This is a genomic window from Stenotrophomonas sp. TWI587, from assembly GCF_039674145.1.
Taxonomy (GTDB): domain Bacteria; phylum Pseudomonadota; class Gammaproteobacteria; order Xanthomonadales; family Xanthomonadaceae; genus Stenotrophomonas; species Stenotrophomonas maltophilia_AY.
This window is the reverse complement of the sequence record NZ_JBDJMW010000002.1, coordinates 562,916-588,604: the sequence shown is the minus strand read 5'-3', so window position 1 is coordinate 588,604 and position 25,689 is coordinate 562,916. Positions and strand designations below refer to the sequence as shown.

Genomic DNA, 25,689 nt, shown 5'->3' with positions numbered 1-25,689 from the left:
TCTTCGCTGAAAATGCGTTCGCCTCGGGAGTTCAGGCGGCAACAGGCTGCAGGCGCTGACCAGGCGCTTTATTGCGAATAGGGTGGGGTCGGGAATACAGGGGCAAGATCACACTTGCCTTCAGGCGGTTCGCATACGTTGAGAACGGCGTTCCAGTAGTAGCCGTCCGGATAGTTCTCGCACGTAGACTTTTCGTTATCAGGGCACTTGGCGCCAGTAGTCATCCATGTCATCGAGCTATCAGCATTTCTCGACCAAAGCCCATCGCAGCCATTGCGACAGCCGAGGCTGCCGTTCTTGGCAGCACCACCAGATGACCACGGACCCACGCCCGTGTAATTGGGTTCCGTGTCACAACCCTTGGTCCAGTAGTAAGTGCGATAGGTGCCAGACATCCACGCAGCGTTGGCGCTGGTTTTGTATTCGAACGTGGACCGCACAGAATTGGTCGTGCCAACGCGCTTGCATTGCGTGTTCTGATTCGCAAAGTCCTTGCGCGCAGTGATGTAGGACGAAAGCTCTGAGTTGCAAGCCTGATAGGCCTGACCTTCAGTACAGGCTGCGGAATTGTTCGCGCACTGCTGCTGTGCATGCGCCTTACCGACAGCGCAGTATGCGAGTACCAGGGCAACTAGAACGTAAGCGCAGCGCCTGATGATCGCGGAGACAAACACGCGAGCTAGCCACTGCATCAGCTGAAATCCACGAAGATAATCGCGCAGGCCACCAGCCATGCGCCGAGCCAGATCCACCCTTCCATCCCAAGCCCCTATGCGCCTCGTGGCGCGTCACGCAAAAGACCGGCGGGAGGGTATCGGCCCTGCCCGCCGGTGGTCGTTACATGGCCCGGCGGACCCACTTGTAGACCTTGATGCCGACGTGCACGGTCAGCACCGCACCGCCAATGGCGGCGATGGGGGCGGCAGCGCCCGAAATCGCGGACACCACATCGCCCACGTCGACGCCACCACCACCACCGGCGAAGGCCGGGGCCGAGGCGACAGCGGCGGTACCGACAGCGGCCAGTGCCGCACTCTTGCCCTTCAGGGCCTTGATGAACTTGCGCATTGCGTCCTCCTAGGACTGTTGAATTTTCTTGCGGATGAGCCGGAAGGTGTACGCCAGAGCCCACAGAAGCGCGATCTTTGCTCCGATGAGCTGGGCATCCTCAATGGGCAGGTCCGGCAACAAGCCCGGTTGAGGAATCCAGATCACAGCCGTGCAGGTCCCCGTGGCCGTGTCCAGGTCGGATTCAAGGCACGCGGGGATCAGCACGGCCATGGGTTATGCCTTTGCCGGAACCGGCGGAGCGGCCTTGGCACCAAGCGGCACGAGGTCGACATAACGCTTCAACGTCAGGTCACCGTACTGGCCCAGTGCGAAGGACTTCGGGTCGATGTCGTACTCGCCGACGGGATAGGCCGGACGCTGGCCGAGGCCAACGCGGAACGGCAGTTCATAGCCGTTACCGAGATCGAGGCCGGCCATCTGCGAGCGCATGATGGTTTGGGTTTTCTGGTTGTGCTGCTCTTCGACGGCAGCGGACTTCACGCGGCAGACAGGCATAGTTCTTCTCTCACTAGTTTGTGTAAGGCGTCACCCTTGGCAATACCGCGAAACCTTCCGGGGTGACCGTCTCGGAGGATGCGGGCCTCGCATACGTCAGACCACGAATGGCCGAACGCACCGCGCAGAACATTGAGGGCCGGGCCGACCTGACGGTGCATCCAGAGCACCATGGCCTCGGCAGATACATCGACTTGCTTGCGAATCGTTTTGAGGCGGGTGCACACGCCTTCGATCAGTTCGCTCATGACGCTATAGGCCCCACGCAGATACGCGCCGGGGTCGAGCAAGGTGTCCAGGGGAACTTCAACGTGCTTGCCGTAAAGGCGGACCTCGGCACGCACCCACGGCGACGATGCAAGGCCAAGCTGTTTGCCCTTCTCGTAGACGCAGAGCTCTTTGTGGCCTTTGCCGCCGACATAGAGCGTTGAGCCGGTGCCGTGGCCCTCATCGGACATGAAGCGGTGCCTAGGCGGGCAACCGCCCTCGCAGAAGTCACCGGCAGCGGCGCGCTCTCGCAGCGCATGCACGTTCAAGCGGGTGCCTTCGTAATCGTCGTGGGCGCAGTCCACGCGACTGATCCGCGCGCGGAGCATAGTGGCCTGCTTATGGACGTGAGCCCAGTTCTTAACCCACTTGCAGCCTGCGCCGGTCAGGCTGACGCAGATGGTCTCCTTGTTGCCGCTGACGCCGATGCGGCCAACGAGCTCACCGTCGCGGTCGATGAGAAACGCCGACAGGGCGTAGAAGTTCCAGTTCTTTTCCCGGAGAGCGCCTGCAACGACTTCGCCACGAAAACCAAACAGCTTGTACAACAGAAGCTCGATGTTGCTACAGCGAAAGTCGTCAACAACGGATTGGGGCATCACAAGGGTCAGGTAGTCGATGATCGCGGTTTGCTGACCCTTTTGGCCCGTGTTACTCCCCGGGCCAACCTCCGCCCCTCCCTGCCCCTTTTCACCGGTGGATACCGGGGAAAAGCCCTCGTTCGACGGCATGCAGGCGAGCGTCAAGCGTGCGGAATCAGCCACGGCGCGCCTCCTTCAGAAGCCGGAGCGTTGCACTCTGCTGTGCTCGCACACACTGGTAAGCGAGCTCGTCCGCAGCGGTCCAGCTGGACGTTTCAAGTTCCGAGCGTGCCTGGGCCTGCCAAGCGGCCTCACGGATAGGGTCAGAGCGCGTGGCGCGCAGGAGTTCGCGCAGCTTGCGAGGAAAGACTGCGACACCGAGGGCGAGCGCGATGCTCGAGCCCACCAGTGCCAGCACGATGCAGATGTCAGCCATGAAGCCCCCTCCCCTCCCCTAGCCCCTAGAACCCCGCCAGCGCCCTAGGGGGAGCGGCTGGCGGGTATCGGCTACAGCCGTAGCCGATGGGGCGCACCATATACGGCTACACCCGTAGCCGTCAACACCTGTAGTCTTCGGCCGTAGTCAACGGGTGGAGACGGTCATGGACTGGGTTGAGTTTTTCGAGAAAACACGCGTGGCCGCTGGCGTCGACAGCTTCTCCAAGCTGGCTCCGAAGCTGGGGATCTCAGACGGCGCTATTTCGCACTACCGAACAGGAAAGCGCGTGCCGCAGGTGTGGGTGGTGGCTGAGTGCTTGAAGATGCAGGGGCACCCGCAGCCCGAGAAGGCCGCAATTCAGATCATGAAGTCGGAGGCGCAGACGTCCCCTGAGCGAACGTTCTGGAAGCGATTGGCAGCTAGCGCCATGGCCCTAGCGCTGGGGGTGGGCTTCGCCTCGCCGCGCGACGTACAGGCGGCCGTGAGCGGCTTTGACGCAGCACCTTCTATACATTATGCGAAATGCTATTTGGCATTCTCAAGCTGTTCTGGTTGTGGATCAAGTCTTTCCTCCCGTCTTGGGAATCCAACACGTGGCTGTTCGTCATCAGACAATTCTGCCCCGTTGAGGTAGAGATTCTGGTTCGCGAGGCAGACATTGTTGGACCGCCGTAAGCCATCGCAGATATTTCTGGGTGTTAGTTGTCTGGATGAACAAAGTTCCGCCCTTTGATCGCCTGGGTGCGCCGGGTTCAAATGCAGCTGTCTGACGCGGACAAGTTGCCCCTTTCACAGCTGAAACTGCCTCATTCTGCTCCGGAAACCCGCCCATCTTTCCGCGAGTCTTCGGACAAGCCGCCCCTAATTTGGCGGAACTACGCATTACTTGCCCCGAATTCTTCTGGAGCTCGTTGGTCGCAGGACCTCCAAGTAGCTGCCTTGCTGTGGGCCGGCTTTCAGATGCAGCCATATCGCCCGCAGAGTTCAGCCATAGAGCCCTCAGCCTACGTTAGATCGGGTGCCTTTCCGGATAAATTTCCTGCAAGTTCTTCCGATTTGGGGGCTAAAATTGTAGTGCGACATCGTCTTGGTCTTCCTAGTGGGCAATGCAATGAATTCCCTGTCTACCTTGCAACAGATGAGCATCGTCGCAGGCGTCTTGGTGGCGCTTGTTGTTTCCATTACCGTGGCAGCAGTCTGGCTGGCCAACCGCCAAAACGCAGCATACGATCGAGAACTGGCAGGAGGGAAATGCCCTTGTTGCGGCAAACCGCTGGATGCCTGACGTTCAAGCGACGTTTCCCCCACAGGTTGCCTTAGTAGAGCGTGTGGCATCCTTGTGGGAGCTGTTCATTTACCAGGCAGGCATTCTATGCGCGGGCATATACCTTCGGAAACATCTGCCTTCGCTCAGGCCAGATCGAACGCCGCGCGGGATTGGCTCGATATGGCGGCGTTCGAAGCGATACTGAGCCCGAGTGCCGTCCAGGGCCGCACCCTGACGCAGTGCCTGCAATCTGGGAGCGTTCTGGGCGTGTGGATTGGGGAACTGAAGCTGTTTCTCTTTCCTCCATGGCAGCTGGACTCTACTGGGATGCCTTTGCCAGTGCTCTCGGAGGTACTGTCGCTACTGCGTGGCCCATATGGCGTTTCAGCCGGCGGCCCGACGTCAGGTTGGGAGGAAATCGAATGGCTGATCGCTCCGCATGCTCGATTGTGCGGAGGCAGTCCAGCAGAGGCTCTTGCCCTACATCCAGCGCTCGTGCTGGAGGCGGCGAAGCAAGATTTTTCCTCCTGGAGCGATGACGCACGCTGGTAGGCTCTCGGGAACTCAACTGCCAGCTAACCCGGAATCGCGACGTTTCCCCCATGCATATGGAGAAAGCAGCTGAGGGTTCGAGGATAAGCCTGCTTCTTCAGGCCTGGCTGCGAAGACCTTTCATCGCGGATGTCTTGATGACGTCTCTTTGCTGGAGTAGGATCGGCCAAGGCAGGGAAACGCTTTTAAGATCAATGCGTTACTTCGCATAACGTAGCTTATGTTAGCTTGGCGCGTGCGGCTAAATTCTCAAGTTGGCAGTGCTGGGCATTGGTTTTAACCTCAGGCAATGCGCCTAAAACTGCACGGTCGTCTGCCATCCCATCACCAAGTCCAAGCCACTTTTGAACGTAGATATCGTAACTGCCGCCTGGGCTGCTCGGCCGCTATCAGACGGTGTGCAAATGGTTCTCCCCGGTTGATGCATTATCGCGTTTCTTAGCTGCCGCAGTGAATGAAGTTCGTGTGCCAAGTCAGCATCAATTAACCCCGCTGCCAGTAGCTGATCTACTGCTTCGTTAACTTTGGGCGTCTTTGCACCGCCTTGGGTTACGCTCGCAATAGACTGCACTGAGGACTCAATCGCAAACCAGAACAAAACAAAGGCTGTTGCATAATGTCCCTCCGAATGCGCGGTCTTGGCTTGTACGATCATCGATAACAGCTTCACTCGGTCCCTATGATCCACTGTGGTTCGGAAGCGAGCAACGGCTTTTGAGATGGCCCCTAGTGCCACCCTGCCCCACACCCACCAAGCTGTGTCGCACAGCTCTGTTGGTCGGTCGCCGCGCCTGCCCCACCAATCCAGTCTAGGGTCTCACTCCGTACGGTGAGTAGGTTTCTGCCTCGATTGGCGGTTCGACTGAGTACGCGACCATCGCTCAAGCAGACTCGACAGGTCTCTTCCATCGACAGCGCCATTGCGTCAACGTCATTTTATTCATCACACTTGCGCGACTCGGATTCGATTAGGAGCTGAAGCGCATTGGCGAAATCGAGATGCTCTCTCCACCAGAGTACTGAGGTCTCCAGCAGAGAAGGGTTGCTCATATCGGGCACGGCAGTTGCCAGATGATTGATCCGCAACAGAAGGAGTCCGTCTACACAGGCGTGCAATTCGAAAGCGTCGTCTCGATAGCTCATGATGATCGCAGGGATGATGCCGCTCAACCTGTGGTCGTGCTGAGGATCATTGAAGTCAATTGGTCGATCGACCCAGAATCCCTCGCCCATGTAAAAGCCAATAAATGTGCTTTCTACCACTGACCCTCCTTGGTTTCTGCGGCGCCGCCACTCGAAAAGCTGGAGCTTTCGGGAGCCTTGCTAGTGGATGAGTCTACTGGGTCTTGAGGCCTGGACGCAGCCCCCTGCCCCGCGGATAAAGAACTGACGAAGCCGAAAAGTCAGCTGGCGCTACTATCTGAGTGTGTCTAGTGCCTGATCAGGCATATCAGTTTCCCTCCTGCTTGGCCTGCGCTCAATTGTGTTAGCGCCACTGGCAGCTTATCGGAAATGAAGAGGTTGATCGTTGGCAACACGAGTCTCCCTTCCAGTACCGCACCCAGCAGGGCCTCTCCACTCTGGCGCAGGAGTACTGGCATCGCCCCTTCCGATGGCGATCAGCTGGCTCGTGCCGGCTCAGAGACTACTCTTTGGAGAGACGCGAAACTAACTCTCTTCGAGTAACGCATATCACGTCGTGGGTGACCTTGGCTTGCCGATGAAAATACATGCCAGTCACCACGGCACCTATGAGCCCTACGATACAAAGAATGACAGCGTCATCTGGAAAACGAAGTGAGACAAGAACCGAACTTCCCAAGAGAAAGATGGGCGCAGCCCATAACATTGAAAGCTCGAAGTAAAGGGTGGTTACCAGCCTGCTCACGTATCGGTAACCGACTGGCTCCTTATCCAAGACTGTCGAGAGATATGCATACCAACTCTCGTTGACCATATAACTTGCGTCTTTGCTCCTATCCCACTTTACCTCAAGCTTGCTTCCCTGCGCCTCGAAGAGAGTGCCCGCCACAACTGCGGCAGAAAAAATAAGCGCATGACCGAGTGTGGAATTTACGTCGAACCCAAGAGTGGCCTTGGTGTGCTGCACTAGTGTGAGCAGCCAGGGTGTGATTGCAATCAGGCCTGGCACTAAAATGCCAAGAATCGTCCGAGTGAGCGTAAACGGCATATTAATTCTCAACTGACTTCTGACTTGAAAAGACCAGTGGCTGGCCCCGTCCTCAGTAGACCGTTGGGCGGCGTCAAGTGGTCGTTGCACCCCAAGCCCAGTCTCCGCCCACCACCACAAATATTTCAGACTTGAAGCGCCGAGCTTCGAACGCGGCTTTGATACTTCCACGAACATCGTCTCGCACTGTGGCTGCACTGCTACCGTTGAACGTTCCCATGGCTGACGTGGTCGGAATTACAGTTTCACCACTTTTATTGTTCTTTTGGACCCTGCTCAGCCCTAAATCCTCCAGATCAGAGTAAGCGATCTCGTAGTCTTTCGAACTAGCACTCTTCAGGTCAAAAGTGCAGAAAACCAGATAACTCATCTCCCTTTCTCCTATTTGTAGAGCAATGTAGCAGTCCTAGCCCCAGCGGGCGCCGCTTGCCGCGAGTATATGGCGGTTGCATATTATGATTGGCTGCGGCTTGATGCAACTCTGTCCAGGAGGCGCCGATCACGTAGCAGCCCATGCTTGCCGGGGAGGTGAACCGTGAGTTTATCGAAAGCCATTGATCCGACTGCCCTCCAAACAAGCCGATTAGGCTGTTTGACGGGTAGCGCCCTGCCCCGCCCCGGCAGTCACGCAGAGTTGCGGTCTAGCTCGCAAACTGGACGTGGCAAGAAGTACCAGTAGTGCACAGGACTTGCCTGCCAGTGTGCGGACAGCGCCGTGCCGCTTTGGACGAGAAGCTTACAGTCGCCCCACCCCCGATAAATCTTCCTAATCCCCTGCCCTCCGATGTACGCTTCCTGCCAGAAGCGTACATCGTCCTCGTAGAAGACGGCCAATAGATGCCCTCGCACTGGTCTTGAGACTAGCCAGAATGGCCAACGCGGTCATCCGACGATCGCTTGCCTAAAAATATGGGGTAACGAGGGCGACCCCAAGTGGCTCAGAGCTTTGACTTGGCCGCCCAGCGAGGAGAGGAATAGGACGTCACGGTTTGCTCAAGAAGATGCAGCGCTCTTGCAGCTCGGTCTCTTTTCCGGAAAAGAACGCCGCGCAGCTCCAGGGCCTGAGCCATGACTTCTCGCGTTACAGTCAAGCAAACGAGGCGGGGCTCAGGAAAGCGACGATAAGACGTCTGACCACGGTCAATAATCGTGGTGTCTCGATGGGAGCTTGCTCGAACCAGTCTTCGATAGATTACGTCCAAGCCTGATTTCGGACCTTCTAGATACTGCAAGAAAATTGCACCATCAAAGACCACGGTGCCCGTAACACCCCGCCCTGCATTCGCCCGCTCCGCCTCTTTCCAAAGCTCGGGAAAGTTCTTGCTTTCTAGCCCCGGCGCGACGAGGCTCGTGACGATCAAATACGAGTGCGGCATTGGTCGAGCTGCGTGTGGAGAAAAAGAGTCTTTCGGCAAGGGGAAATTAAGCATCCGCACATGCACGAACTATACTTCATCCCCGCCAGAATCGAGGCAGGAAGATGATCAACACTGTGAAGAGCTCGAGTCTCCCCAGCAGCATCGCGAACGACAGCACCCATTTGGCTGCGCTTGGCAGCGAGGCGAACGTCCCTGCTGGCCCAATGGTCTCCCCTAAGCCCGGCCCTACGTTCGACAGCGCGGTGGCCGCGCCGCTGGCGCTGGTTAGGAAGTCCAGCCCGAGCCCAAGCAGCACCACCGTAATGACGGCATAGCAAACCAAAAACACCGTCAAAAACGCTACCACTGAGCCGATCACCTCGTCGGAGAGCGGCTTGCCGTCGTAGGACCGGGGAAAGACCCCGTTGGGATAAAGCAGGCGTAGGAAGTGGACGCGAAGCATCACTGCCATGACCTCGAAGCGAAAGATCTTGATGCCCCCGCTCGTGGAGCCTGTGCACCCGCCAACAAACGTCAGCAAGAAAAACACCCCTACGACGGCCGCTCCCCACTGGCCATAGTCCGTTACGGCATAGCCTGTGGTGGTGACCACGGAAACCACACTGAAAGCAGCGTAGCGATAAGCCTGCTCAAACCCATATTGGCCGGATGCAGCCAACCACGTTCCAATCCCACCCACCGACACTGCCAGAAGCCCTAGCAAAGACTTGACCTGGCGATCAAAAAACGCCCTCCGGTCCCCAGCCAAGAACCGCACATACAAGACGAAGGGCAAGGTCCCCGACAGCATGAAGAGCGTGGCAAGCCACTGGATCCCGTTGTCTTCCCATCGACCGAACGATTGATCTGAGGTCGAATATCCGCCCGTCGCAATCGAGGTGAGTGCGTGCACGATGGCATCAAAGGGGTTCATGCCTGCCAGCCAATAGGCCACACCGGCCACAACCGTCAGACCAATGTAGGCATACCCGATCGTTGAGGCGATCTGCCGAACCCGGGGCATGGCCTTTTGAGAGCGATCTGAGGACTCGGTGCGAAACAGCTGCATGCCGCCCACGCCGAGCGCGGGTAAGATGGCAATGGCAGTCGCGATAATGCCGATGCCACCCATCCATTGAAGCAGCCCTCGCCAAAGCAGTAAGCCTGGCGGCGCCGCATCAAGACCCGTCATGACCGTGGCGCCGGTCGTTGTAATGCCCGAGACCGCCTCAAAAAACGCGTTGGCAAGATGTCCGCGAAGCTGCGGGTGTTCCGAGAAGAGAAACGGCAGCGCACTCACGGCGGACACGGCAGCCCAGCTCAGTGGCGTCAGGGCGAAGGCCTGCCTCAATGTCAGACCCGATTTCCCCCATTTCCCACCCGAGCGCCAATAGCCCCAGCTCAGCGCACTGCCACAGGCGGCTGAAACCAAAGAGGCCATCCCAAACGCCAACCAATCCCGGTTGTCGTAATAGAGATCCGCAACCATGGGCAGCAGCATGAAGGCAGCTGTTGCCAACAGGACTTGCCCAATGATCGCCGCCACCAGACGAAAGCCATTGTGCGGTATTGACGTCTGACCTGGTGCCCAACGCATCCCGCTACTGTTGGCTTTCAAAACGACCGCCCGCCCGCTCCGCCAAGAAGCTTCTCTGCAACATCGATCTCGCCATATGCCACGACCAGCACGACCCTGTCACCCGCATTGATCTGGGTCTCAGCTGTCAGATCAAGTGGGTGGTCTTCTCGAATGACGGCACCGACTTTAATGCCCTCTGGTAGACCAAGCGCGCCGATGGTGCGCGTTAAAAGTGGCGAACTTCCGGCACCAATCGTGGCTTCAATAACTTCACCAAAGTCCTCGCGCAACGTCTGCAAACCGACAATGGCCCCTCGACGGACGTGCCGCAGCACGGTCGAGACCGTCACCGCGCTTGGACTGACGACTGCGTTGATGCCCATTCCGGGAAGAAGTGTGGCGTAGGTGCTCTTGTTGACTAGTGTCACGGCTTGGCGGCAGCCCAATTTTCGCGCCAAGAGCGAGCAGAAGATGTTGGACTCATCGTCGTTGGTTACGGCAACCAGAGTTTCCTTTTGATCGACCCGAGCCTCTTCAAGCACTGACCGATCCAGGGCATCGCCATGGAGCACAACAACATCGCCGCCAAGTTTTTCCGCCGCGTAGCGTGCCCGATCCCGATCCCGTTCAATGACCGTCATCCGCGCCTTCGGAAGCAAGGCGCGGATGTTTCGAACCAGGTGCATGCCCACATTGCCAGCACCTGCGATCACAAGTTCGGCAACGGGGCGCTCGCGGTGCCCGAAAAGCGCCATCGTGGCCTTTCGCCGCTCTGACCGCGCGAGTATGTAAAGTTCGTCCGCCAGCTCAGCGCGATCCTGCGGCGTGGGAATGAACGTAACGCCCTTGCGGGTTATGGCAAGGACCCTGATGTGCTCAAACTTGCCATTGGACTCAAGGTCACAGACGCGCTCACCCATCGCCGGACAATCTGGATCCGTCACACCGATTCCGATCACTTCCAACTGTCCGCGAGCCAAGGGGAGGATCGTAAAGGCACCTGGCGTGCGAAGCCGCCTGGTAATTCCCTCGGCAACCTCAGCCTCCGGGGAAATGATCACATCAATGGGCAGATGCTCAGCCGCAAACAGGCCGTTTGCATCACGCGCGGTGTATCCCACATGGCGAAGACGGGCGATTCGGCGCTTTACTTTAAAAAGCGAGTAGGCGACTTGGCAGGCGACCATATTGACTTCATCCGAACGCGTCACAGCGATCAGCATGTCAGCATCCATCGCGCCAGCTTCCCGGAGCGTATCCGGGTAAGAGGCATGTCCGACGACCCCGCGAATGTCGTGGCTTTCATCCGCCCGCCTGATCAGCTCGGCATCGGTGTCAATGATCGTGATCGCCACACCTTCCGAGGCCAACTGGCGCGCAATCGTCATCCCCACCTGGCCCGCGCCACACACAATAATTTTCATGGATAGAGGGCTGACAGGACAGGCGCCAATGTCAAAAACCCAAGCTCCGAATCGCTCTTAGAAGGTCAATTTTAATGGCCTCGGGCAGGGAGTGCCACCGTCTGGCATTGGCGTCAGAGCCGCTGGATTGCAGCCTGCTCACCCGGCATTGACGCGCAAAGGCCTGATCGACTGGGATACTGCCCGCACAGACAACAGAGTAAGCATCCGATGATGACAAAGTGGCGGCTGGCCCTATTCAGGATCAGTAAGAGGATGTGGTTCCGATCCACCCTCTACGGCGTTTTAGGCGTGGCTACTGCCTTGGCCGGTGCGGGCGCTAAATTCGTGCTGCCGGAGGGGCTGGCAACGCAGATTGGTGCCGACTCAGTTGGCAACATCCTTGGCATCCTTGCCGCCTCAATGCTGACAGTGACCACCTTTGCCCTATCCACCATGGTCGCGGCCTACGGCTCGGCGTCGACCAATGCCACGCCGCGCGCGTCCCGGCTCCTGATTGAAGATACGCGAGCGCAAGGCACGCTGGCCACATTTATCGGTGCGTTCCTGTTCTCTATCGTCGGGCTCATTGCGCTGAGCACCGGCATCTACGGGGACAGCGGCAGACTTGTTCTCTTTGGCGCGACCATTGCGGTCATCATCGTCATCACCGTCACGCTTCTACGCGCCATCGAGCAATTTTCCCGCTTTGGACGACTCGGCGAAACGGTCGATCTTGTCGAGCAAGCCACCTTGAAATCCATGAAGCAGCGTGCAGAAGAGCCCTTCCTTGGCGCTACGCCCTACTCCGGCGTCGCTCCGAGCAGCACGGTCGATGTCTTCGCTGCGGATGTAGGCCATGTTGAGCACATTGATGTGCAGCGCCTCAACACGGTTGCAGAACAACACCAGCTCATCGTCTATGTGAACTGTCAGCCCGGCACCTTTGCAACCCCAAACCGTGCGCTGCTCAGTGTCTGGGGCACCCTTCACGATGACCAGAGAACGCAATTGCTTGCAGCTTTCACCATCGGCGGCTCTCGTCGGATAGAGAACGATCCGCGTTACGGCTTGGTCGTCCTTGCTGAGATTGGTGTGCGAGCGCTGTCGCCGGCCGTCAATGATCCAGGGACGTGCATTACGGTCATCGGCACCTGTGTGCGCCTGCTGCTCAGATGGGACGCCTTGTCATCCGGATCCGAGGCCAAGGACGTTCAGTATCCGTTCGTGCACATGGCTCAGCTTGATGTGGATGACCTGTTTGAAGATGTGTTCGCGCCCATATCGACTGATGCAGCAGGGTCGCTTGAAGTCAACATCAGGCTCCAAAAAGGTTTCGCCGCACTGTCTGCTGGCTGCTCATCCACCACGCGCCAGGCGGCGCGGCGCTACGCCGATCTGTCTCTGGAGCGGGCCTTGCAGACCCTTCGCTTCTCTCAGGATCGCGACAAGCTTCGAACAATCGCCACCGTAGAACACAAAAGGGCGCAACAGGCTGTCGCCCCCAGGCCGCAGCGGAACCGAACTGATGCCGATGGAGCTCAATCGGATCTATCTGGCGTCATTCAATCCTGACCGCATCTGGAACTTGGGCCAAGATTTCTAGTAGGAATGAGGCGCTGAGATTGGGCTGGTCGCTTCGAATGGAAATAGGCAGATCAATTTTTTTCGCGACACTCACCAGCGACGGGATCTCTCTATCGAGATCCAACCACCACCCCTCAGGCAACCGTATTCCATTTCCGTCGCGATCGTAAAACCGCACTCGATTAGGCACATTGCTCTCCTTCAATTGGCCGCACGCGCGACGTATCATTACTTCCGACAGTCGCCCGCCACGCCCTCCCCTCGTTTTCACGGGCATCATGGTTCTATACCGCCCCAACGCGTCCCAGTTGCTGCCTAATCATGCCGCGCGCACCACGCGGAAGATATCCCTCGCTTGGGTGGCTCGCGCCAACGCGCTAGACTTGGACGCTTTCATTCGCAAAATGGAGGCCACGGGACACTATCGTGAAGGTATTTCCCCTGATTTTTTTGTGTGCAACGGCAACGGCCACAGACACAATCCATGCTCAAGAAGCGCCCGACACTCAGGTTGAACCGTTTGTCGATGTGGGTGGCGCCGTCCGGTTCAATTATGGCTGGCTGGACTACGGCCCCACAAGCCGTTTGCAACTTGAACTGCTTCGCGCAGACGTCAAAGCCGGCGCTGGCCCCCTTTTCTTTTCGGCCCAATATCGCTGGTATGACGGCTTCGATGCCGTCCACCATGCCTACGCCGGGTGGAATTTCACCGACCAAACGCAGCTCAAAGCGGGCATCCAGCAGGTCCCCTTCGGACTTCTGCCTACCGTTTCCCAGAGCTTTTGGTTTGGCTCAGGCTACTACCTTGGCATTGAAGACGATTACGATCCGGGTGTGACGATTAGCCATCGGAGTGGCGACCATCACTGGATAGCCGGCTGGTTCTCGGGCGATGAATACGGAAGCGGCTCCCGCTACGACCGATACTCCTTTGACGTGGCCCAGACCGCTGATCTGCCCTACAAGGAGCGGGAGCGCGTTCATTTCAGATACGAACACACCATCTCCTTGCATGACGGTGAGCTGCTGCTCGGGGCTTCTGCATTCAGCGGTCAGGTTCAGAACACCACCACCCGCCGTCACTATGGCCACCAGGGTGCAGCGCTGCATGCCCAGTGGAAACGCGATGGCTGGACGACTCAGCTGCAATGGGCTCGCTACCGTTACAGCGTGCCAGGCGACAGGATTGCGATGTCAGCGTTTCTTGCCCCTTTCGAGATTGCGTCGGAAGCCGATGTCCCCAGCGCAAACGTGGCCTACTCCTTCGGTGAGAAGCGTTGGCTCGATGACATCACCTGCTACAACAACCTCAGCATGACGCGCCCGGTCGGACGCAGCCAAGGCGTGAGGGAGTCATGGCAGAACGTCACCGGATGCAGCCTGCAAAAAGGGATCATGTTGACTTACGTGGACTGGATTGCTGGCAAGAACATGTGGTTTGCAGGCGGCGACGGCATCGGAATCGATGACGGCGGCCCTTCCCGCTGGCATAGCCGACTCAACCTCAACATCGGGTTCTACTTCTAAGCTCAAGCCGCATTCCAGCTTGAACGATCATCAACCGGAGGAATTTATGCAGAGCCCCGCTCCGCCATCCACTCCTGTTCGCCAGCGCATCTTGCCGCAGGTGTTCATTCCCACTGCGGCCATCGTGCTTTTACTGTTGACGCTATCCATCTTCGTTCCAGAAAAAGCGACGACTTGGTTCACAGCGGCTAAGAACTGGACCGCCAACGACGCGGGCTGGTTCACCATCTTATCGGTCGCAGGCTTCTTAGTATTTGTGGTCGGTGTTGCGATCAGTGGCTACGGGCGAATCAAGCTCGGCCCAGACCACAGTCGCCCTGATTACAGCTATGCCTCGTGGTTTGCCATGCTCTTTGCCGCAGGCATGGGCATTGGCCTGATGTTCTTCGGCGTGGCAGAGCCGATCATGCACTACGCTACCCCGCCGACAGGCACGGCCGAGTCTGCCGAGGCAGCTCGCCAAGCGATGCGTATCACCTTCTTCCATTGGGGTGTGCATGCCTGGGCCATCTACGCTGTTGTTGCGCTGGCACTGGCCTACTTTGCCTATCGCCACAACCTGCCGCTCCGGGTGCGATCGGCTCTCTATCCACTCATTGGAGAACGCATCCACGGCCCCATTGGCCACGCGGTCGATACGTTTGCAGCCCTTGGCACCATCTTTGGCCTGGCCACGTCACTTGGCCTGGGCGTAATGCAGATCAACTCCGGACTGAACTACTTATTTGGCCTGGAAGTGAGCACCCTCGTCCAGGTGTCGTTGATCGGCATCATCATCCTGGTCGCCACGGGGTCGGTCGTCGCGGGACTCGACAGTGGTGTCCGTCGCCTGTCTGAGATCAACATGATCATGGCTGTGGCACTGCTTGCATTCGTGCTTGTCTGCGGCCCCACGGTCCACCTGATGCAGGCATTTGTCCAGAACACTGGCATGTATGCCTCCCAGCTCTTTTCAATGACCTTCAACCTGTATGCCTATGAGCCCAGTGGCTGGCTTGGCGGCTGGACGTTGTTCTACTGGGGTTGGTGGATTGCCTGGTCCCCGTTCGTTGGCATGTTCATCGCCCGTATTTCGCGAGGCCGCACGGTGCGTGAATTCGTGGTTGGCGTCTTGCTGGTGCCACTAGGCTTTACGTTCCTTTGGATGACCATCTACGGCAACTCCGCCTTGTTCATGGTCCGATCCGAAGGTGTTCAAGAGCTCGTCACGGCAGTGTCGGATGACAGTTCCATGGCGTTGTTTGAGTTCCTGCGCCACCTTCCTCTGACGATGATCACCTCCTCGCTTGCCGTTGTCCTCGTCGCACTGTTCTTTGTCACCTCCGCTGACTCCGGCGCGCTGGTCATAGACATGCTGACCTCCAAGGGCGAGGAAGAGTCTCCGGTTTGGCAGCGCATCTTCTGGGCGCTACTGGTTGGTGGCATCGCTGTTGCCCTGCTCATTGCAGGTGGCCTTGAATCACTCCAAGCTGCGACTATTGCCAGCGCCCTCCCCTTTACGATCGTCATGATCTTGATGTGTTGGGGGCTTCTCAAAGCCATGCATCTGGACGCAACCAAGCGCTCGATTTCTCGTGATGCACGATTGCTTCCGGGCACCAGCGATGACTGGCGCGCTAGGCTCAAACTGCTCGCGCATAACCCCGTCAAGATCGAGGTCGTCGGCTTCATCAAGGATCAGGTGCTGCCCGCGCTCCAAGAGGTCGCGGTGGAGCTGCGCAAGCAGGATCTTCCGGTTGAAGTCACCCAAGGGGAGGATGGGCGCGCCTGGCTTCGCGTAGGCCATGGCGAGGAAATGGACTTCTTCTACTCGGTGCGTCCCCAGCCTTACGAGCCGCCCACCTTCGCGTTGCAGGACCCGCGTCGCCCGGTGAGCGAGGGCACCCGCCACTATCGGGCTGAGGTCTACCTGCGCGAAGGCGGGCAAGACTACGACGTTATGGGCTGGCCAAAGGTGCAGTTGATCCACGATGTGCTGGACCAATACGAACGCCACCGCCAGTTCCTGGATCACGTTCGCTGATCAATGCCCCGGCCAACCGGATTCGGTTGGCCGGGACCTGGGCCAAGATGCCTTAGATACAAATCGCCTGTTCTAGCTTCGGGGTGCAAACCTCAAGACGACCGCTCCCAGCAGCGCGGAAAGCAGCGACCCAAGCAAGATGCCGACCTTGGCATCCTCAACGAACGCAGGGTCCAGTGGGAACGCGAGCGAGCTGATGAAGAGGCTCATCGTAAAGCCAATCCCGCAGAGCAAACTCACGCCGTAGATTTGTAGCCACGATGCGCCCGTTGGCTTTTCAGCAAGCCCGGTCTTGACCGCAAGGGCAACGCCGCCGAACACGCCAATTTGCTTGCCGACGAAGAGCCCAGCAGCGATGCCCAATGGCAGCGGCGCCAAAATGGCGCTCATCGACATCCCAGACAGATCCACACCGGCATTGGCAAAGCCAAAGATCGGCACAATTACGAAGCCAACCCAAGGAGCAATGCCGTGCTCCAAGCGAACCAGTGGCGACTTAGCACTGGCGCCGTAGGGGATCAGGAATGCACCGACAACGCCTGCAATCGTGGCGTGGACACCTGAAAGAAGCGTGGCATACCACATGGCCAAGAGCAGAACCAAGTATGGCCAGAGCCGCTCCACACCGTTTCTCTTTAGCGCATACATGGCAAGCCCCGCACCGATTGCAGCCGCCAAAGCTCCGATGTCGAGGGAAGAGGTGTAAAACAAGGCAATGATTGCCACTGCACCCATGTCGTCCATGATGGCCACCGACAACAGCAAGAGCTTCAAGCTGGGAGGCGCGTGCCGCCCCAGAAGGGCCAGCACGCCCACCGCAAAGGCAATGTCTGTAGCCGCAGGAATGGCCCAACCGTTGGACAAGGAGGGCTCGTGCCGAGATGCGGTCAGGAAGATCAGCGCAGGAAGTGCCATGCCGAGCAGCGCAGGCACAGCCGGTAGTCTGCGCTGCTGCCAGGAGGACAACCGCCCACTGATAAGCTCGCGCTTGATCTCCAAGCCCACGAGAAGAAAGAAGATCGCCATCAACCCGTCGTTGATCCAAAGATGCGGCGTCATCGGCCCGAGTTTCTCACTGAGAACCGGGCCGGCATGAGCATGCAGAAGTGCAAAATAGCTGCCCGCTGCCGGACTGTTGGCCAGCAAGATGGCGACCATCGACGCCATCATTAGTGCGACACCCGCAGATGCCTCGTTAGCGAGCATGCGGGCAAAGATGCTGCGCGGTCGGTCTATGGTTGTCATCGTGCTCCCTTAAAGCAAGGAGCGAACAAGCCAGACAGGCACGACCAGACTCGACGCACCTGAATGGTTCGTCAGCTCATGGTTGATCGAGGTATGGAAGATGCCATCCAGCCCAAGCCTGTGAGAGCTGTGAGACATCGAGATGGTCGGAACTTTTGGGGTATCAGCATGCGTAGACTCGGAAAACGACAGGTCGTTCTCCGTAATCGGGACCTACCCCCGGGCGCACGCAGCACACGCCGTAAGTCGATTTTACGGATCACGTCGGCAGGGTCAACTACCTACTGCCCGTTGGGGATGTAGTGTTCAGACGGAAGATGTCGCCATGCTTGGTCGCTGAGAGGCTGTGGATTGCTCGCCGCGCGCACTGCGCCAGCGACAGGCCGATTGTCAGTTCAACTCGAGTCTCGACCTTCGTCCGCTTTCGGCCACAAGCAGACATCCGCCCTACCCTTGATAAACATCCCTAATCCTCCACGCTGCCAGCGATTGATCAGATGGCCATCGCGCACACGCACTTGCTCCTGAGAGCTAGGAGGATGTCAGGCCGACGGGGCCACCTCAACGAAAGTCTTCCCAAAAGCTAATGACTGCTTAACTAACGGCTAATTGGTCCTTAATCCAAGCCGGCCAGCATGCTCGCCATGTCCTGGATCCCCACCTCTCTCGCTGTCACGTTCCCATCGATCCTGCCGCAGTCGCAGGTGGTGGGCCCGCAAGACTCAAGCCGCAGCGAGGTGGAGCAGTTCATCGCCCACGTATATCGCGAACGCTACGGTGCCAACCTGCACGCATTCCTGCCCCATCTGCTCGCTTTCCGGGATGGCCAAGGGCACCTGGTGGCGGCGGTCGGCATGCGCGTGGGCAGCGAAGGCCCATTGTTCGTCGAGCAATATCTCGATGAACCGGTGCAGGCCATCCTCTCGCATCGGGAGATCGCCAATGTGGGCCGCGACCGTATCGCCGAGATCGGCAACTTCGCCGCCACCACGCCCGGCATCGCCCGTGAACTGATTGTCCGGTTGACCGAGATGCTGCATGCCGCACGCGTGCGCTGGGTGCTGTTCGCGGCCACCCAACAGCTGCGGAACACCCTCGACAGACTGCATCTGGTGACGGTGGAACTTGGCGAGGCAAGCCCAGAGCGGCTCACCGGCGATGCCTCCCAGTGGGGCAGCTACTACCAGGCCCGGCCGAAGGTGGTCTGCGGGAATGTCGCCGCCGGACGTGCGTTCTTGCATCAAGCACGAAGACACGATGCGCGCGCCAAGACGGATCCTGATCCATCTCTGCAAGCCATGGTGGGGGCGCAATGAACGCGCTGACCTCTCCCCTGATCGCCGGTCTCGGCGGGCACAAGGCACGCGTGCTCACTTCCAGCGCGGAAATTGGCGATGATCAGATCCGGCAGCGCGCACTGCGATTGGCTAGTCGGCTGGACCTGCAAGGCATCGACCGCGTCTCAAGCCAGCTGGACAACGGCATTCACTGGCTGGTCCTGGATCTTGCCGTGCGCGAGCTCGGCGGCGTGCATGTGCCGTTGCCCACATTCTTCTCTCCCGAACAGATCGCTCATGCCCTGGAGTCCAGCGGTGCCCAATGCGTGGTCACCGCCCGGGGCGCGCCTGCGCCAGCGGGCAGCATGGGCACACTGGGGACTTTGGATGGCGGGACGCTCGCCCAGTGGCGGACCTGTCCGGCGACGTCGGTCGACCTTCCCACTGGCACCGCATGCGTGACCTACACCTCCGGCACAACCGGCCGCCCCAAGGGCGTGTGCCTGTCGGCCGACACGCTGCTTACGGTCGCCAGTTCACTGGTGCAAGGATCGTCTGCGATTGCGCCGCGCCGCCATCTCTGCCTGATGCCGTTGTCCACCTTGCTGGAGAACGTCGCCGGGCTGTACGCAACGCTGCTCTCGCACGCTCAGATCGCGCTGCCGTCGCTGGCGGAGATCGGCTACACCGGCGCCTCGGGCCTGGACGTGCCGACGCTGTTGCGGTGCCTGCACCGCTATCAGCCGGAGAGCTTCATCCTGGTGCCTCAGCTGTTACTGGCGGTGGTGATGGCCGCCGAAAGCGGTGCTGCCCTGCCCGCCTCGCTGCGCTATATCGCCGTCGGCGGTGGGCGCGTAGGGCCGGGGCTGCTTGCACGGGCGCGCGCCCTGGGGCTGCCGGTCTTCGAAGGCTATGGGCTGACCGAATGTGCCTCGGTGGTCTGCCTCAATCAACCCGGCGCGAGCCGGGATGGCAGCGTCGGCAAGGCGCTTCCACACGCTCGTATCGCCATTGTCGACAATGAAATCCAGGTCGATGGGGCACGCGCACTGGGCTACCTCGGTGCCGAACCGCTTCCCGACGGTCCCATCCGCACGGGCGACCTGGGCCACGTCGACGCTGACGGATTCGTCTACGTCACCGGCCGCCGCAAGAATGTCTTCATCACCGCGTTCGGTCGGAATGTCTCACCCGAATGGGTGGAGAGCGAGCTGCTTTCCCACCCGGACCTGGCCCAGGCGGTGGTATGGGGCGAAGCACAGGCCGACAACGTCGCCGTGCTGGTTCCGCGTCGCGCCGACCTGGACGATGCCGCCCTCGCCCGCGCCGTAGCCGAGGTCAACGCCGGCCTGCCCGACTACGCCCGCGTCTCGCGCATCGTGCGCGCACCGGCGCCATTCTCTGCAAGTGCCGGGCTGCTCACCGCCAATGGGCGCCCGCGCCGCGACGCCATCCTGTGCCATTTCCAGTCCGAGGTCGATGCGAGCTATCGCCGTCCCGCCTCCGTTCCTTCCACGGGAGTATCCGCATGAGTTTCCATTCCGAACTGCTCGCCCAGACCCAGCAGGAGCGAGCCACCCTGATCTCCGTGCCGATCATCCAGTCCGCGCTGGGGGGCCAGATCGCCCGCGAAGACTACGTCGCCTTTCTGGGGCAGGCCTACCACCATGTCAGGCACACCGTACCGCTGTTGATGGCCTGCGGTGCGCGTCTGCCGGCCCGGCTTGAATGGTTGCGCACCGCCATCGGCGAATACATCGAGGAAGAAATGGGCCACCAGGAGTGGGTGCTGGACGACTTGGCGGCCTGCGGTGCCGACCGCGCCGAAGCCGCCTCCAGCCTGCCCTCACTGGCCACCGAGCTGATGGTGAGCTACGCCTACGACACCATCCACCGCGGCAACCCGGTCGGCTTCTTCGGCATGGTACTGGTCTTGGAGGGAACCAGCGTGGCGCTGGCCACCCGTGCGGCCAACACCATCCAGACTTCGCTCGACCTGCCGCGCAATGCCTTCAGCTACCTGTTGTCCCACGGCGACTTGGACATCGAGCATGTCGGCTTCTTTGAAGGGCTGATGGACCGCCTGGACGACCCCGCCGACCAGCAGGCCGTCATCCATGCCGCCCGGCGCTTCTACGTGCTGTACGGGGACATCTTCCGCACGCTTCGCCAGGACGGCGTGCGCTGGGCGGAGGCCGCGTGATGAACCTCGCCGGCAGGACCGTCATCGTCACCGGCGCGAGTGGCGGCATCGGCGTGGCGCTGTGCCACGCATTGGTCCAGGCGGGCGCCTCTATCATGGCCGTCGGGCGCAGCCGCAACCGGCTCACCTCACTTGCCGCAGAGCTACCGGCTGGGCGCTTGCAGACCGTGGTCGCTGACCTGTCCACGCCACTGGGCCGCTCGCACCTGATCGCCGCAATCCGACAGGCCAATGTTTCCCCTTCGGTGCTGGTGCTGGGCCACGCCCAGAGCGCGTTCGGTCTGTTCGAAGACCAGCATCCCGACGAGCTGGAACACCTGCTGCAGACCAATCTGGTCGGCTCTGCCCTGCTCATCCATGCCCTGTTGCCAATGCTGCGCCGCCACGAACAGGCCAGCGTGGTCGCCATCGGCTCCACCTTCGGCAGCATCGGCTTTGCCGGCTTTGCCACCTACAGCGCCAGCAAGTTCGGCCTGCGGGGGCTCATGGAAGCGCTGTCCCGAGAACACGACGGCAACGGCCTGAGCTTCCAGTATCTCTCTCCGCGCGCCACGCGCACCGCCTTCAATACGCCTGCCGTCGATGCGCTCAATGCCGAGCTCAAGGTCGGCAGCGATGCGCCGGAGGCTGTCGCCGCTGCGCTTGTCCAGGCCATCGTCCAAGGCGATCGGCGCCGCCAGCTCGGCTGGCCGGAAAAGCTGTTCGCCCGCATCAACGGCATGTTCCCCGCGCTGGTCGACCGCAGCCTGCGTGCCCAGCTTCCCATCATCAGGCGCCACGCCTCTCAAGCGCAGCCCATCCACGAGGACTCCTCCCATGAAGCAACGTCACGGTAAAACCATGTTCATCTTGCTCATCAGCGCGTTGGTCATGTTGGTCGGCATTGCCTGTGCTGCCGAACCGGGAACGCCCATGACAGTCGCCCAGTTGCGCGACCGCTGGGCCCAGATCAACTACCAGACCAGTAAGGCGCAGCGACAGACCGCGTTCGAGGCCTTGGCCAGCCAGGCAGCGAGGACCCGTCAGACCGAGCCAGGTGATGCCGGCGCACTGATCTGGGAGGGTATCGTCCTCTCCAGCCTCGCCGGCGAGAAAGGTGGCATGGGGGCGCTCAGCCTGGTGAAACAGGCACGGGCGGACTTCGAGGCCGCCCTGAAGATAGATCCCAACGCACTGCAGGGTGCGGCCTACACCAGCCTGGGTGCCCTTTACTATCAGGTTCCGGGCTGGCCGTTGGGCTTCGGCAATGACGAAACCGCGGCGACTATGCTGAAGAAGGGTTTGGCCGTGGATCCGAACGGGATCGATGCCAACTACTTCTACGGTGATTTCCTGCGCGACCAGAAGAACTGGCAAGGCGCCCGGGCAGCGCTCGAAAAGGCGATTGCTGCACCTGCCCGCCCCGGCCGGGAAGTCGCCGATGCCGGCCGGCGTGCCGAAGCGACCGCCAAACTCAACGAAGTCCGGGGCCACCTTGCCAAGTGAGCCCGGGACAACGAGACTGCCTGCATGCGCATCCTGCTCGCCGAAGACGACGCATCACTCGGGGAAGGCATCCGGACCGCCCTGCGCCGCGCGGCATACGCCGTGGACTGGGTGCAGGACGGTGCCTCCGCACTGACCGCCATCGGCGACGGCGACATCGACCTGGTTGTGCTGGACCTCGGTCTGCCACGACTGGACGGGATCGACGTCATTCGCAAGGCGCGCGCAGCGGGCGGAAACGTGCCCATTTTGGTCCTAAGCGCCCGCGAGCGGGCGTCTGACCGCACCCTTGGGCTGGACGTGGGCGCCGACGACTATCTGGGCAAGCCGTTCGACACCCCCGAGCTGCTTGCCCGGGTGCGCGCCCTGCTCCGCCGCAGCGTAGGCCGTGCAAAACCGACGTTGGAAGCGGGTGCGCTGAGCCTGGACCCGGCCCGCCTGACCGCTATCTGGAGAGGGCACACGCTCGACCTGACCCGCAGGGAGTTCGCCCTGCTCAGACTGCTCATGGAACAACAAGGCAGGCCGCTTGGGCGCGAGACCATCCAACAGCACCTGTATGGCTGGGATGAGGACGTGGCAAGCAATGCCGTGGATGTGCATGTCCACCAGCTGCGCAGGAAGCTGGATCCCGGCATCATCCGCACCGTGCGGGGGATCGGCTATGCCTTGGGCGACCCCTCGGATGCAACTGCATGACGTCCATCCGTCGCCGCCTGCTGGTCGTGTTGCTGGGGGTGCTCTCCCTGCTCATGCTGCTCGCGGCCGGTCTGAGCTACCGGGCTGGGTTGCAGGAGGCCGGGGAGATGTTCGACGCCCGGCTGGTGCAGTCCTCACGGGTACTGTTGAGCTTGGTGGACGAGCCGCTCAGCGATCTGAGCGCATTTCCCGGCGATCCGATCGTCCTGCGCGGTTGGCACGGTCGCGCTGAGGGCGTGGGCGAGGCATTGGCCTTCAAAGACGGACATGCCTACGAGAACAAGCTGGCCTTTCAGATATGGACACCTGAGGGTCGTCTGCTCCTTCGATCGGACAGTGCGCCCACTGCGCCAATGGCGAGCTTGTCGCCGGGGTACGCGGATGTCGACATAGACGGGGCGCAGTGGCGTACCTTTACACTGCGCTCCCCACAGGGTCGATGGTTTCAGTCCGCCGAGCGCTCGGACATCCGCCAGGAACTGGCCGAGGACATTGCCATCGGCACGCTGCTGCCGCTGCTGTTCGCTCTTCCGGTGATGGCCTTGGTCATCTGGCTGACGGTCGCCTGGGCGACGCGCTCGTTGCGGAAAGTCTCCACCGACATCGGTGAGCGTGACCTCGACCGAATGACACCCTTGGATGACACGAAGCTCCCAGAGGAGGTCCACGGCCTGGTTCGCGCGGTAAACGAGCTGCTGCAGCGGCTTGATCTAGCCTTGGCTCGCGAGCGCCGCTTTATCGCAGATGCAGCACACGAGCTACGCACGCCGATCAGCGCAGTGAAGGTTCATGCAGACAACGCGCGGCTCGCCACGTTTGATGAAGAACGCCAAGAGTCACAGCGGTTACTTGCCCGAGGTGTCGAACGGGTTGAGCGCTTGGTATCACAGCTGCTGTCGCTGAGCCGAACCGAGCGCAGCATCGGCAAGGATGCGTTTCGCAAGCTGAGCTTGGACGCCCTGGTGAGCAACGAGGTTGAGGAGCTCAGGGCCTTGGCAGCTTCCAAGCGTCAGGTCATGAACCTCGTTCTCGACAAAGCGGACGTCTTCGGCGACGAGTTCTCGCTGGGCTTGCTGGTTCGCAACCTCGTCGAGAATGCCATCCGGTATACCCCCGAACATGGGGTCGTGGTGGTGTCTACCGAACAGACGGGCGAGCAATGCGTTCTCACGGTGGAAGACTCTGGACCCGGCATTCCCAAGGACCTGCAGGACCGCGTCTTCGACCGCTTCTACCGTGTGATCGGAAGTGGCGCGGAGGGGAGCGGATTAGGCCTGTCTATCGTCCAGGAGACATTGGACGTGCACGGCGGGAAGATCAGCCTTGGAACGTCGCAATGCCTCAACGGGTTGAAGGTGACTGTGAAACTGTATGCCAACGCGTAGCCTCCTAGGTCGCGTCCTTGGTGGCGCGGATTCAAAGGGCATAGTGAATTCTCCCCCCGGCAATAGCACAGGCGGTCGTCCATCCAAGAACACGAAAATTCTTGAGATGTTCTGCTGAACAAGGTCTATGAGATCTAACCTGACAACTTGCAAGCTGACCATTATTGATCCGCGCAACCCAATGTTGGGGGACCGCCCGAATAGACGCCTAGTGCCTTCAGCGGGCTGGGAGTACCTTCAAAAGCTCGACACACTCCAAGGACATGTCATGAGCCACGGAGAATTTCATCGCAGTCAACGCGGCGGCTGGTTGCGTGCCGGAGTATTGGGTGCAAATGATGGACTTATATCGACCAGCAGCCTGGTCGTCGCCATGGTCGGTGCTGGCGCGGCAACTCAAACGATTCTTGTCGCTGGCCTCTCAGGACTGATCGCCGGTGCACTCTCGATGGCGGCGGGCGAGTACGTTTCAGTCAGCTCGCAGGCAGACGCCGAGAACGCAGACGAAGAGAAGGAGCGCGGGGAGCTGCTGAGCCAGCCGGACGCAGAGTTGCTTGAGCTGACAACGATCTACGAAAAGAGAGGGTTGACGCGACGGCTTGCCGAGGAGGTTGCCCGCGAGCTGACCGCGCATGATGCGCTGTCAGCACATCTGAGGGACGAATTGGGCATTCACGATGTACTGAAGGCAAGGCCATTCCAGGCAGCAGGTGCCTCTGCAATATCATTCGTCGTCGGCGCCCTGCCCCCGGTTCTTTTGGCTGCAACCCTGGCGCATAGCAACCTGGCGGGAGTTGTCGTCGTAACCACGCTATGCGTCCTGGCCGCGCTCGGGGCTGTTGCGGCGCGGCTCGGTGGAGCGTCCCAACTGCGTGGCGCGCTGCGGGTTGTGGTCTGGGGCGCCATCGCAATGGGGGCCACATACGCGATAGGTGCGTGGTTTGGGGTGCTGACCGCGCTCTGATCATGACACTCCGGAAGCCACCGTGGAGCCTTCGCAAAGATGAATCAAGGGCTTGCCGCGTGCATGCCGCAGCTAAGGGTATGATCATCCA

Annotated in this window: 26 protein-coding genes; 13 read left to right on the top strand and 13 right to left on the bottom strand. The window is 60.1% G+C overall.

Features of this window, described 5'->3' with window-relative positions:
- Positions 1 to 68: 68 nt before the first annotated feature.
- From ABE464_RS05720 to ABE464_RS05695, 6 genes are all read right to left on the bottom strand, one after another.
- Positions 69 to 734: a hypothetical protein gene (locus ABE464_RS05720; RefSeq protein ID WP_346471116.1), complete on the bottom strand. Its 666-nt coding sequence runs from the start codon at positions 732 to 734 to the stop codon at positions 69 to 71.
- Positions 735 to 837: 103 nt separating this feature from the next.
- The gene (locus ABE464_RS05715; RefSeq protein ID WP_346471115.1) at positions 838 to 1,068 is read right to left on the bottom strand and encodes a major capsid protein; all 231 of its coding nucleotides are present in this window, start codon (positions 1,066 to 1,068) and stop codon (positions 838 to 840) included.
- A gap of 9 nt (positions 1,069 to 1,077) precedes the next feature.
- Positions 1,078 to 1,281 (bottom strand): hypothetical protein, encoded by a 204-nt coding sequence (locus tag ABE464_RS05710; RefSeq protein ID WP_313475572.1) that lies wholly within the window; start codon positions 1,279 to 1,281, stop codon positions 1,078 to 1,080.
- Between the two features lie 3 nt (positions 1,282 to 1,284).
- Positions 1,285 to 1,551 carry a single-stranded DNA-binding protein gene (locus ABE464_RS05705; RefSeq protein ID WP_346471114.1) on the bottom strand — a complete coding sequence of 89 codons (267 nt, stop codon included), beginning with the start codon at positions 1,549 to 1,551 and terminating at the stop codon, positions 1,285 to 1,287.
- Positions 1,548 to 2,597 (bottom strand): replication initiation factor domain-containing protein, encoded by a 1,050-nt coding sequence (locus tag ABE464_RS05700; protein WP_346471113.1) that lies wholly within the window; start codon positions 2,595 to 2,597, stop codon positions 1,548 to 1,550. The genes ABE464_RS05705 and ABE464_RS05700 overlap by 4 nt, the downstream gene beginning before the upstream one ends.
- The gene (locus ABE464_RS05695; RefSeq protein ID WP_346471112.1) at positions 2,590 to 2,850 is read right to left on the bottom strand and encodes a hypothetical protein; all 261 of its coding nucleotides are present in this window, start codon (positions 2,848 to 2,850) and stop codon (positions 2,590 to 2,592) included. Before ABE464_RS05695 ends, ABE464_RS05700 begins: the two co-directional genes overlap by 8 nt.
- 166 nt (positions 2,851 to 3,016) lie before the next feature.
- Here ABE464_RS05695 and ABE464_RS05690 point away from each other — a divergent pair, with 166 nt between their 5' ends.
- Both ABE464_RS05690 and ABE464_RS05685 read left to right on the top strand, forming a co-directional pair.
- Positions 3,017 to 3,487, top strand: coding sequence for a DUF3693 domain-containing protein (locus tag ABE464_RS05690; RefSeq protein WP_346471111.1), 471 nt, complete (start codon positions 3,017 to 3,019; stop codon positions 3,485 to 3,487).
- A 477-nt stretch (positions 3,488 to 3,964) separates the two neighbouring features.
- Positions 3,965 to 4,138, top strand: a complete 174-nt coding sequence (locus tag ABE464_RS05685) for a hypothetical protein (protein ID WP_167390418.1) — start codon at positions 3,965 to 3,967, stop codon at positions 4,136 to 4,138.
- Positions 4,139 to 5,608: 1,470 nt separating this feature from the next.
- On the opposite strand, the gene ABE464_RS05680 is transcribed toward ABE464_RS05685, so the two are convergent.
- From ABE464_RS05680 to trkA, 6 genes are all read right to left on the bottom strand, one after another.
- Positions 5,609 to 5,935 carry a hypothetical protein gene (locus ABE464_RS05680; protein ID WP_346471110.1) on the bottom strand — a complete coding sequence of 109 codons (327 nt, stop codon included), beginning with the start codon at positions 5,933 to 5,935 and terminating at the stop codon, positions 5,609 to 5,611.
- A 382-nt stretch (positions 5,936 to 6,317) separates the two neighbouring features.
- Positions 6,318 to 6,863 (bottom strand): hypothetical protein, encoded by a 546-nt coding sequence (locus ABE464_RS05675; RefSeq protein ID WP_346471109.1) that lies wholly within the window; start codon positions 6,861 to 6,863, stop codon positions 6,318 to 6,320.
- Positions 6,864 to 6,936: 73 nt separating this feature from the next.
- Complete coding sequence (locus ABE464_RS05670) at positions 6,937 to 7,233, bottom strand: hypothetical protein (protein WP_346471108.1); 297 nt, start codon at positions 7,231 to 7,233, stop codon at positions 6,937 to 6,939.
- A gap of 568 nt (positions 7,234 to 7,801) precedes the next feature.
- Complete coding sequence (locus tag ABE464_RS05665) at positions 7,802 to 8,239, bottom strand: BLUF domain-containing protein (protein ID WP_346471140.1); 438 nt, start codon at positions 8,237 to 8,239, stop codon at positions 7,802 to 7,804.
- 76 nt (positions 8,240 to 8,315) lie between these two features.
- Positions 8,316 to 9,767 carry a TrkH family potassium uptake protein gene (locus ABE464_RS05660; RefSeq protein WP_346471107.1) on the bottom strand — a complete coding sequence of 484 codons (1,452 nt, stop codon included), beginning with the start codon at positions 9,765 to 9,767 and terminating at the stop codon, positions 8,316 to 8,318.
- A gap of 68 nt (positions 9,768 to 9,835) precedes the next feature.
- Complete coding sequence (gene trkA / locus ABE464_RS05655) at positions 9,836 to 11,224, bottom strand: Trk system potassium transporter TrkA (RefSeq protein ID WP_346471106.1); 1,389 nt, start codon at positions 11,222 to 11,224, stop codon at positions 9,836 to 9,838.
- Positions 11,225 to 11,479: 255 nt separating this feature from the next.
- Between trkA and ABE464_RS05650 the strand changes: the two genes are divergently transcribed.
- From ABE464_RS05650 to betT, 3 genes are all read left to right on the top strand, one after another.
- Positions 11,480 to 12,778, top strand: a complete 1,299-nt coding sequence (locus ABE464_RS05650) for a DUF2254 domain-containing protein (protein ID WP_346471105.1) — start codon at positions 11,480 to 11,482, stop codon at positions 12,776 to 12,778.
- Between the two features lie 438 nt (positions 12,779 to 13,216).
- The gene (locus ABE464_RS05645; RefSeq protein WP_346471104.1) at positions 13,217 to 14,317 is read left to right on the top strand and encodes a hypothetical protein; all 1,101 of its coding nucleotides are present in this window, start codon (positions 13,217 to 13,219) and stop codon (positions 14,315 to 14,317) included.
- Positions 14,318 to 14,336: 19 nt separating this feature from the next.
- Positions 14,337 to 16,340, top strand: coding sequence for a choline BCCT transporter BetT (gene betT, locus ABE464_RS05640; RefSeq protein ID WP_346471103.1), 2,004 nt, complete (start codon positions 14,337 to 14,339; stop codon positions 16,338 to 16,340).
- 72 nt (positions 16,341 to 16,412) lie between these two features.
- On the opposite strand, the gene nhaA is transcribed toward betT, so the two are convergent.
- Positions 16,413 to 17,585, bottom strand: a complete 1,173-nt coding sequence (gene nhaA / locus ABE464_RS05635) for a Na+/H+ antiporter NhaA (protein ID WP_346471102.1) — start codon at positions 17,583 to 17,585, stop codon at positions 16,413 to 16,415.
- Positions 17,586 to 18,220: 635 nt separating this feature from the next.
- Here nhaA and ABE464_RS05630 point away from each other — a divergent pair.
- From ABE464_RS05630 to ABE464_RS05595, 8 genes are all read left to right on the top strand, one after another.
- Positions 18,221 to 18,901, top strand: a complete 681-nt coding sequence (locus ABE464_RS05630; RefSeq protein WP_101101541.1) for a thermostable hemolysin — start codon at positions 18,221 to 18,223, stop codon at positions 18,899 to 18,901.
- A complete protein-coding gene (locus tag ABE464_RS05625; RefSeq protein ID WP_101101544.1) occupies positions 18,898 to 20,394 on the top strand; it encodes an AMP-binding protein in 1,497 nt (498 codons plus the stop codon). The genes ABE464_RS05630 and ABE464_RS05625 overlap by 4 nt, the downstream gene beginning before the upstream one ends.
- On the top strand, positions 20,391 to 21,065 hold the full coding sequence (locus ABE464_RS05620) for an iron-containing redox enzyme family protein (RefSeq protein WP_101101546.1): 675 nt from the start codon (positions 20,391 to 20,393) through the stop codon (positions 21,063 to 21,065). The genes ABE464_RS05625 and ABE464_RS05620 overlap by 4 nt, the downstream gene beginning before the upstream one ends.
- Positions 21,065 to 21,901: an SDR family oxidoreductase gene (locus tag ABE464_RS05615; RefSeq protein WP_346471101.1), complete on the top strand. Its 837-nt coding sequence runs from the start codon at positions 21,065 to 21,067 to the stop codon at positions 21,899 to 21,901. Before ABE464_RS05620 ends, ABE464_RS05615 begins: the two co-directional genes overlap by 1 nt.
- Before the next feature lie 34 nt (positions 21,902 to 21,935).
- Positions 21,936 to 22,550 (top strand): hypothetical protein, encoded by a 615-nt coding sequence (locus ABE464_RS05610; protein WP_232767893.1) that lies wholly within the window; start codon positions 21,936 to 21,938, stop codon positions 22,548 to 22,550.
- Between the two features lie 24 nt (positions 22,551 to 22,574).
- Positions 22,575 to 23,249 (top strand): response regulator transcription factor, encoded by a 675-nt coding sequence (locus ABE464_RS05605; RefSeq protein WP_101101552.1) that lies wholly within the window; start codon positions 22,575 to 22,577, stop codon positions 23,247 to 23,249.
- Between the two features lie 17 nt (positions 23,250 to 23,266).
- Positions 23,267 to 24,634 carry an ATP-binding protein gene (locus ABE464_RS05600; RefSeq protein WP_346471139.1) on the top strand — a complete coding sequence of 456 codons (1,368 nt, stop codon included), beginning with the start codon at positions 23,267 to 23,269 and terminating at the stop codon, positions 24,632 to 24,634.
- A gap of 268 nt (positions 24,635 to 24,902) precedes the next feature.
- On the top strand, positions 24,903 to 25,598 hold the full coding sequence (locus ABE464_RS05595; protein ID WP_346471100.1) for a VIT family protein: 696 nt from the start codon (positions 24,903 to 24,905) through the stop codon (positions 25,596 to 25,598).
- Positions 25,599 to 25,689 lie beyond the last annotated feature (91 nt).

What these genes read in the sequence shown, in the direction of transcription:
- ABE464_RS05620 (WP_101101546.1), top strand. Translation starts at nt 20,391, where the DNA reads ATGAGTTTCCATTCCGAACTGCTCGCCCAGACCCAGCAGGAGCGAGCC.
- ABE464_RS05715 (WP_346471115.1), bottom strand. Translation starts at nt 1,068, where the DNA reads ATGCGCAAGTTCATCAAGGCCCTGAAGGGCAAGAGTGCGGCACTGGCC.
- ABE464_RS05625 (WP_101101544.1), top strand. Translation starts at nt 18,898, where the DNA reads ATGAACGCGCTGACCTCTCCCCTGATCGCCGGTCTCGGCGGGCACAAG.
- ABE464_RS05685 (WP_167390418.1), top strand. Translation starts at nt 3,965, where the DNA reads ATGAATTCCCTGTCTACCTTGCAACAGATGAGCATCGTCGCAGGCGTC.
- ABE464_RS05690 (WP_346471111.1), top strand. Translation starts at nt 3,017, where the DNA reads ATGGACTGGGTTGAGTTTTTCGAGAAAACACGCGTGGCCGCTGGCGTC.
- ABE464_RS05595 (WP_346471100.1), top strand. Translation starts at nt 24,903, where the DNA reads ATGAGCCACGGAGAATTTCATCGCAGTCAACGCGGCGGCTGGTTGCGT.
- ABE464_RS05675 (WP_346471109.1), bottom strand. Translation starts at nt 6,863, where the DNA reads ATGCCGTTTACGCTCACTCGGACGATTCTTGGCATTTTAGTGCCAGGC.
- ABE464_RS05650 (WP_346471105.1), top strand. Translation starts at nt 11,480, where the DNA reads ATGTGGTTCCGATCCACCCTCTACGGCGTTTTAGGCGTGGCTACTGCC.
- ABE464_RS05630 (WP_101101541.1), top strand. Translation starts at nt 18,221, where the DNA reads ATGCTCGCCATGTCCTGGATCCCCACCTCTCTCGCTGTCACGTTCCCA.
- ABE464_RS05695 (WP_346471112.1), bottom strand. Translation starts at nt 2,850, where the DNA reads ATGGCTGACATCTGCATCGTGCTGGCACTGGTGGGCTCGAGCATCGCG.
- ABE464_RS05710 (WP_313475572.1), bottom strand. Translation starts at nt 1,281, where the DNA reads ATGGCCGTGCTGATCCCCGCGTGCCTTGAATCCGACCTGGACACGGCC.
- ABE464_RS05615 (WP_346471101.1), top strand. Translation starts at nt 21,065, where the DNA reads ATGAACCTCGCCGGCAGGACCGTCATCGTCACCGGCGCGAGTGGCGGC.
- ABE464_RS05720 (WP_346471116.1), bottom strand. Translation starts at nt 734, where the DNA reads ATGGCTGGTGGCCTGCGCGATTATCTTCGTGGATTTCAGCTGATGCAG.
- trkA (WP_346471106.1), bottom strand. Translation starts at nt 11,224, where the DNA reads ATGAAAATTATTGTGTGTGGCGCGGGCCAGGTGGGGATGACGATTGCG.
- ABE464_RS05670 (WP_346471108.1), bottom strand. Translation starts at nt 7,233, where the DNA reads ATGAGTTATCTGGTTTTCTGCACTTTTGACCTGAAGAGTGCTAGTTCG.
- nhaA (WP_346471102.1), bottom strand. Translation starts at nt 17,585, where the DNA reads ATGACAACCATAGACCGACCGCGCAGCATCTTTGCCCGCATGCTCGCT.
- ABE464_RS05605 (WP_101101552.1), top strand. Translation starts at nt 22,575, where the DNA reads ATGCGCATCCTGCTCGCCGAAGACGACGCATCACTCGGGGAAGGCATC.
- ABE464_RS05665 (WP_346471140.1), bottom strand. Translation starts at nt 8,239, where the DNA reads ATGCCGCACTCGTATTTGATCGTCACGAGCCTCGTCGCGCCGGGGCTA.
- ABE464_RS05610 (WP_232767893.1), top strand. Translation starts at nt 21,936, where the DNA reads ATGTTGGTCGGCATTGCCTGTGCTGCCGAACCGGGAACGCCCATGACA.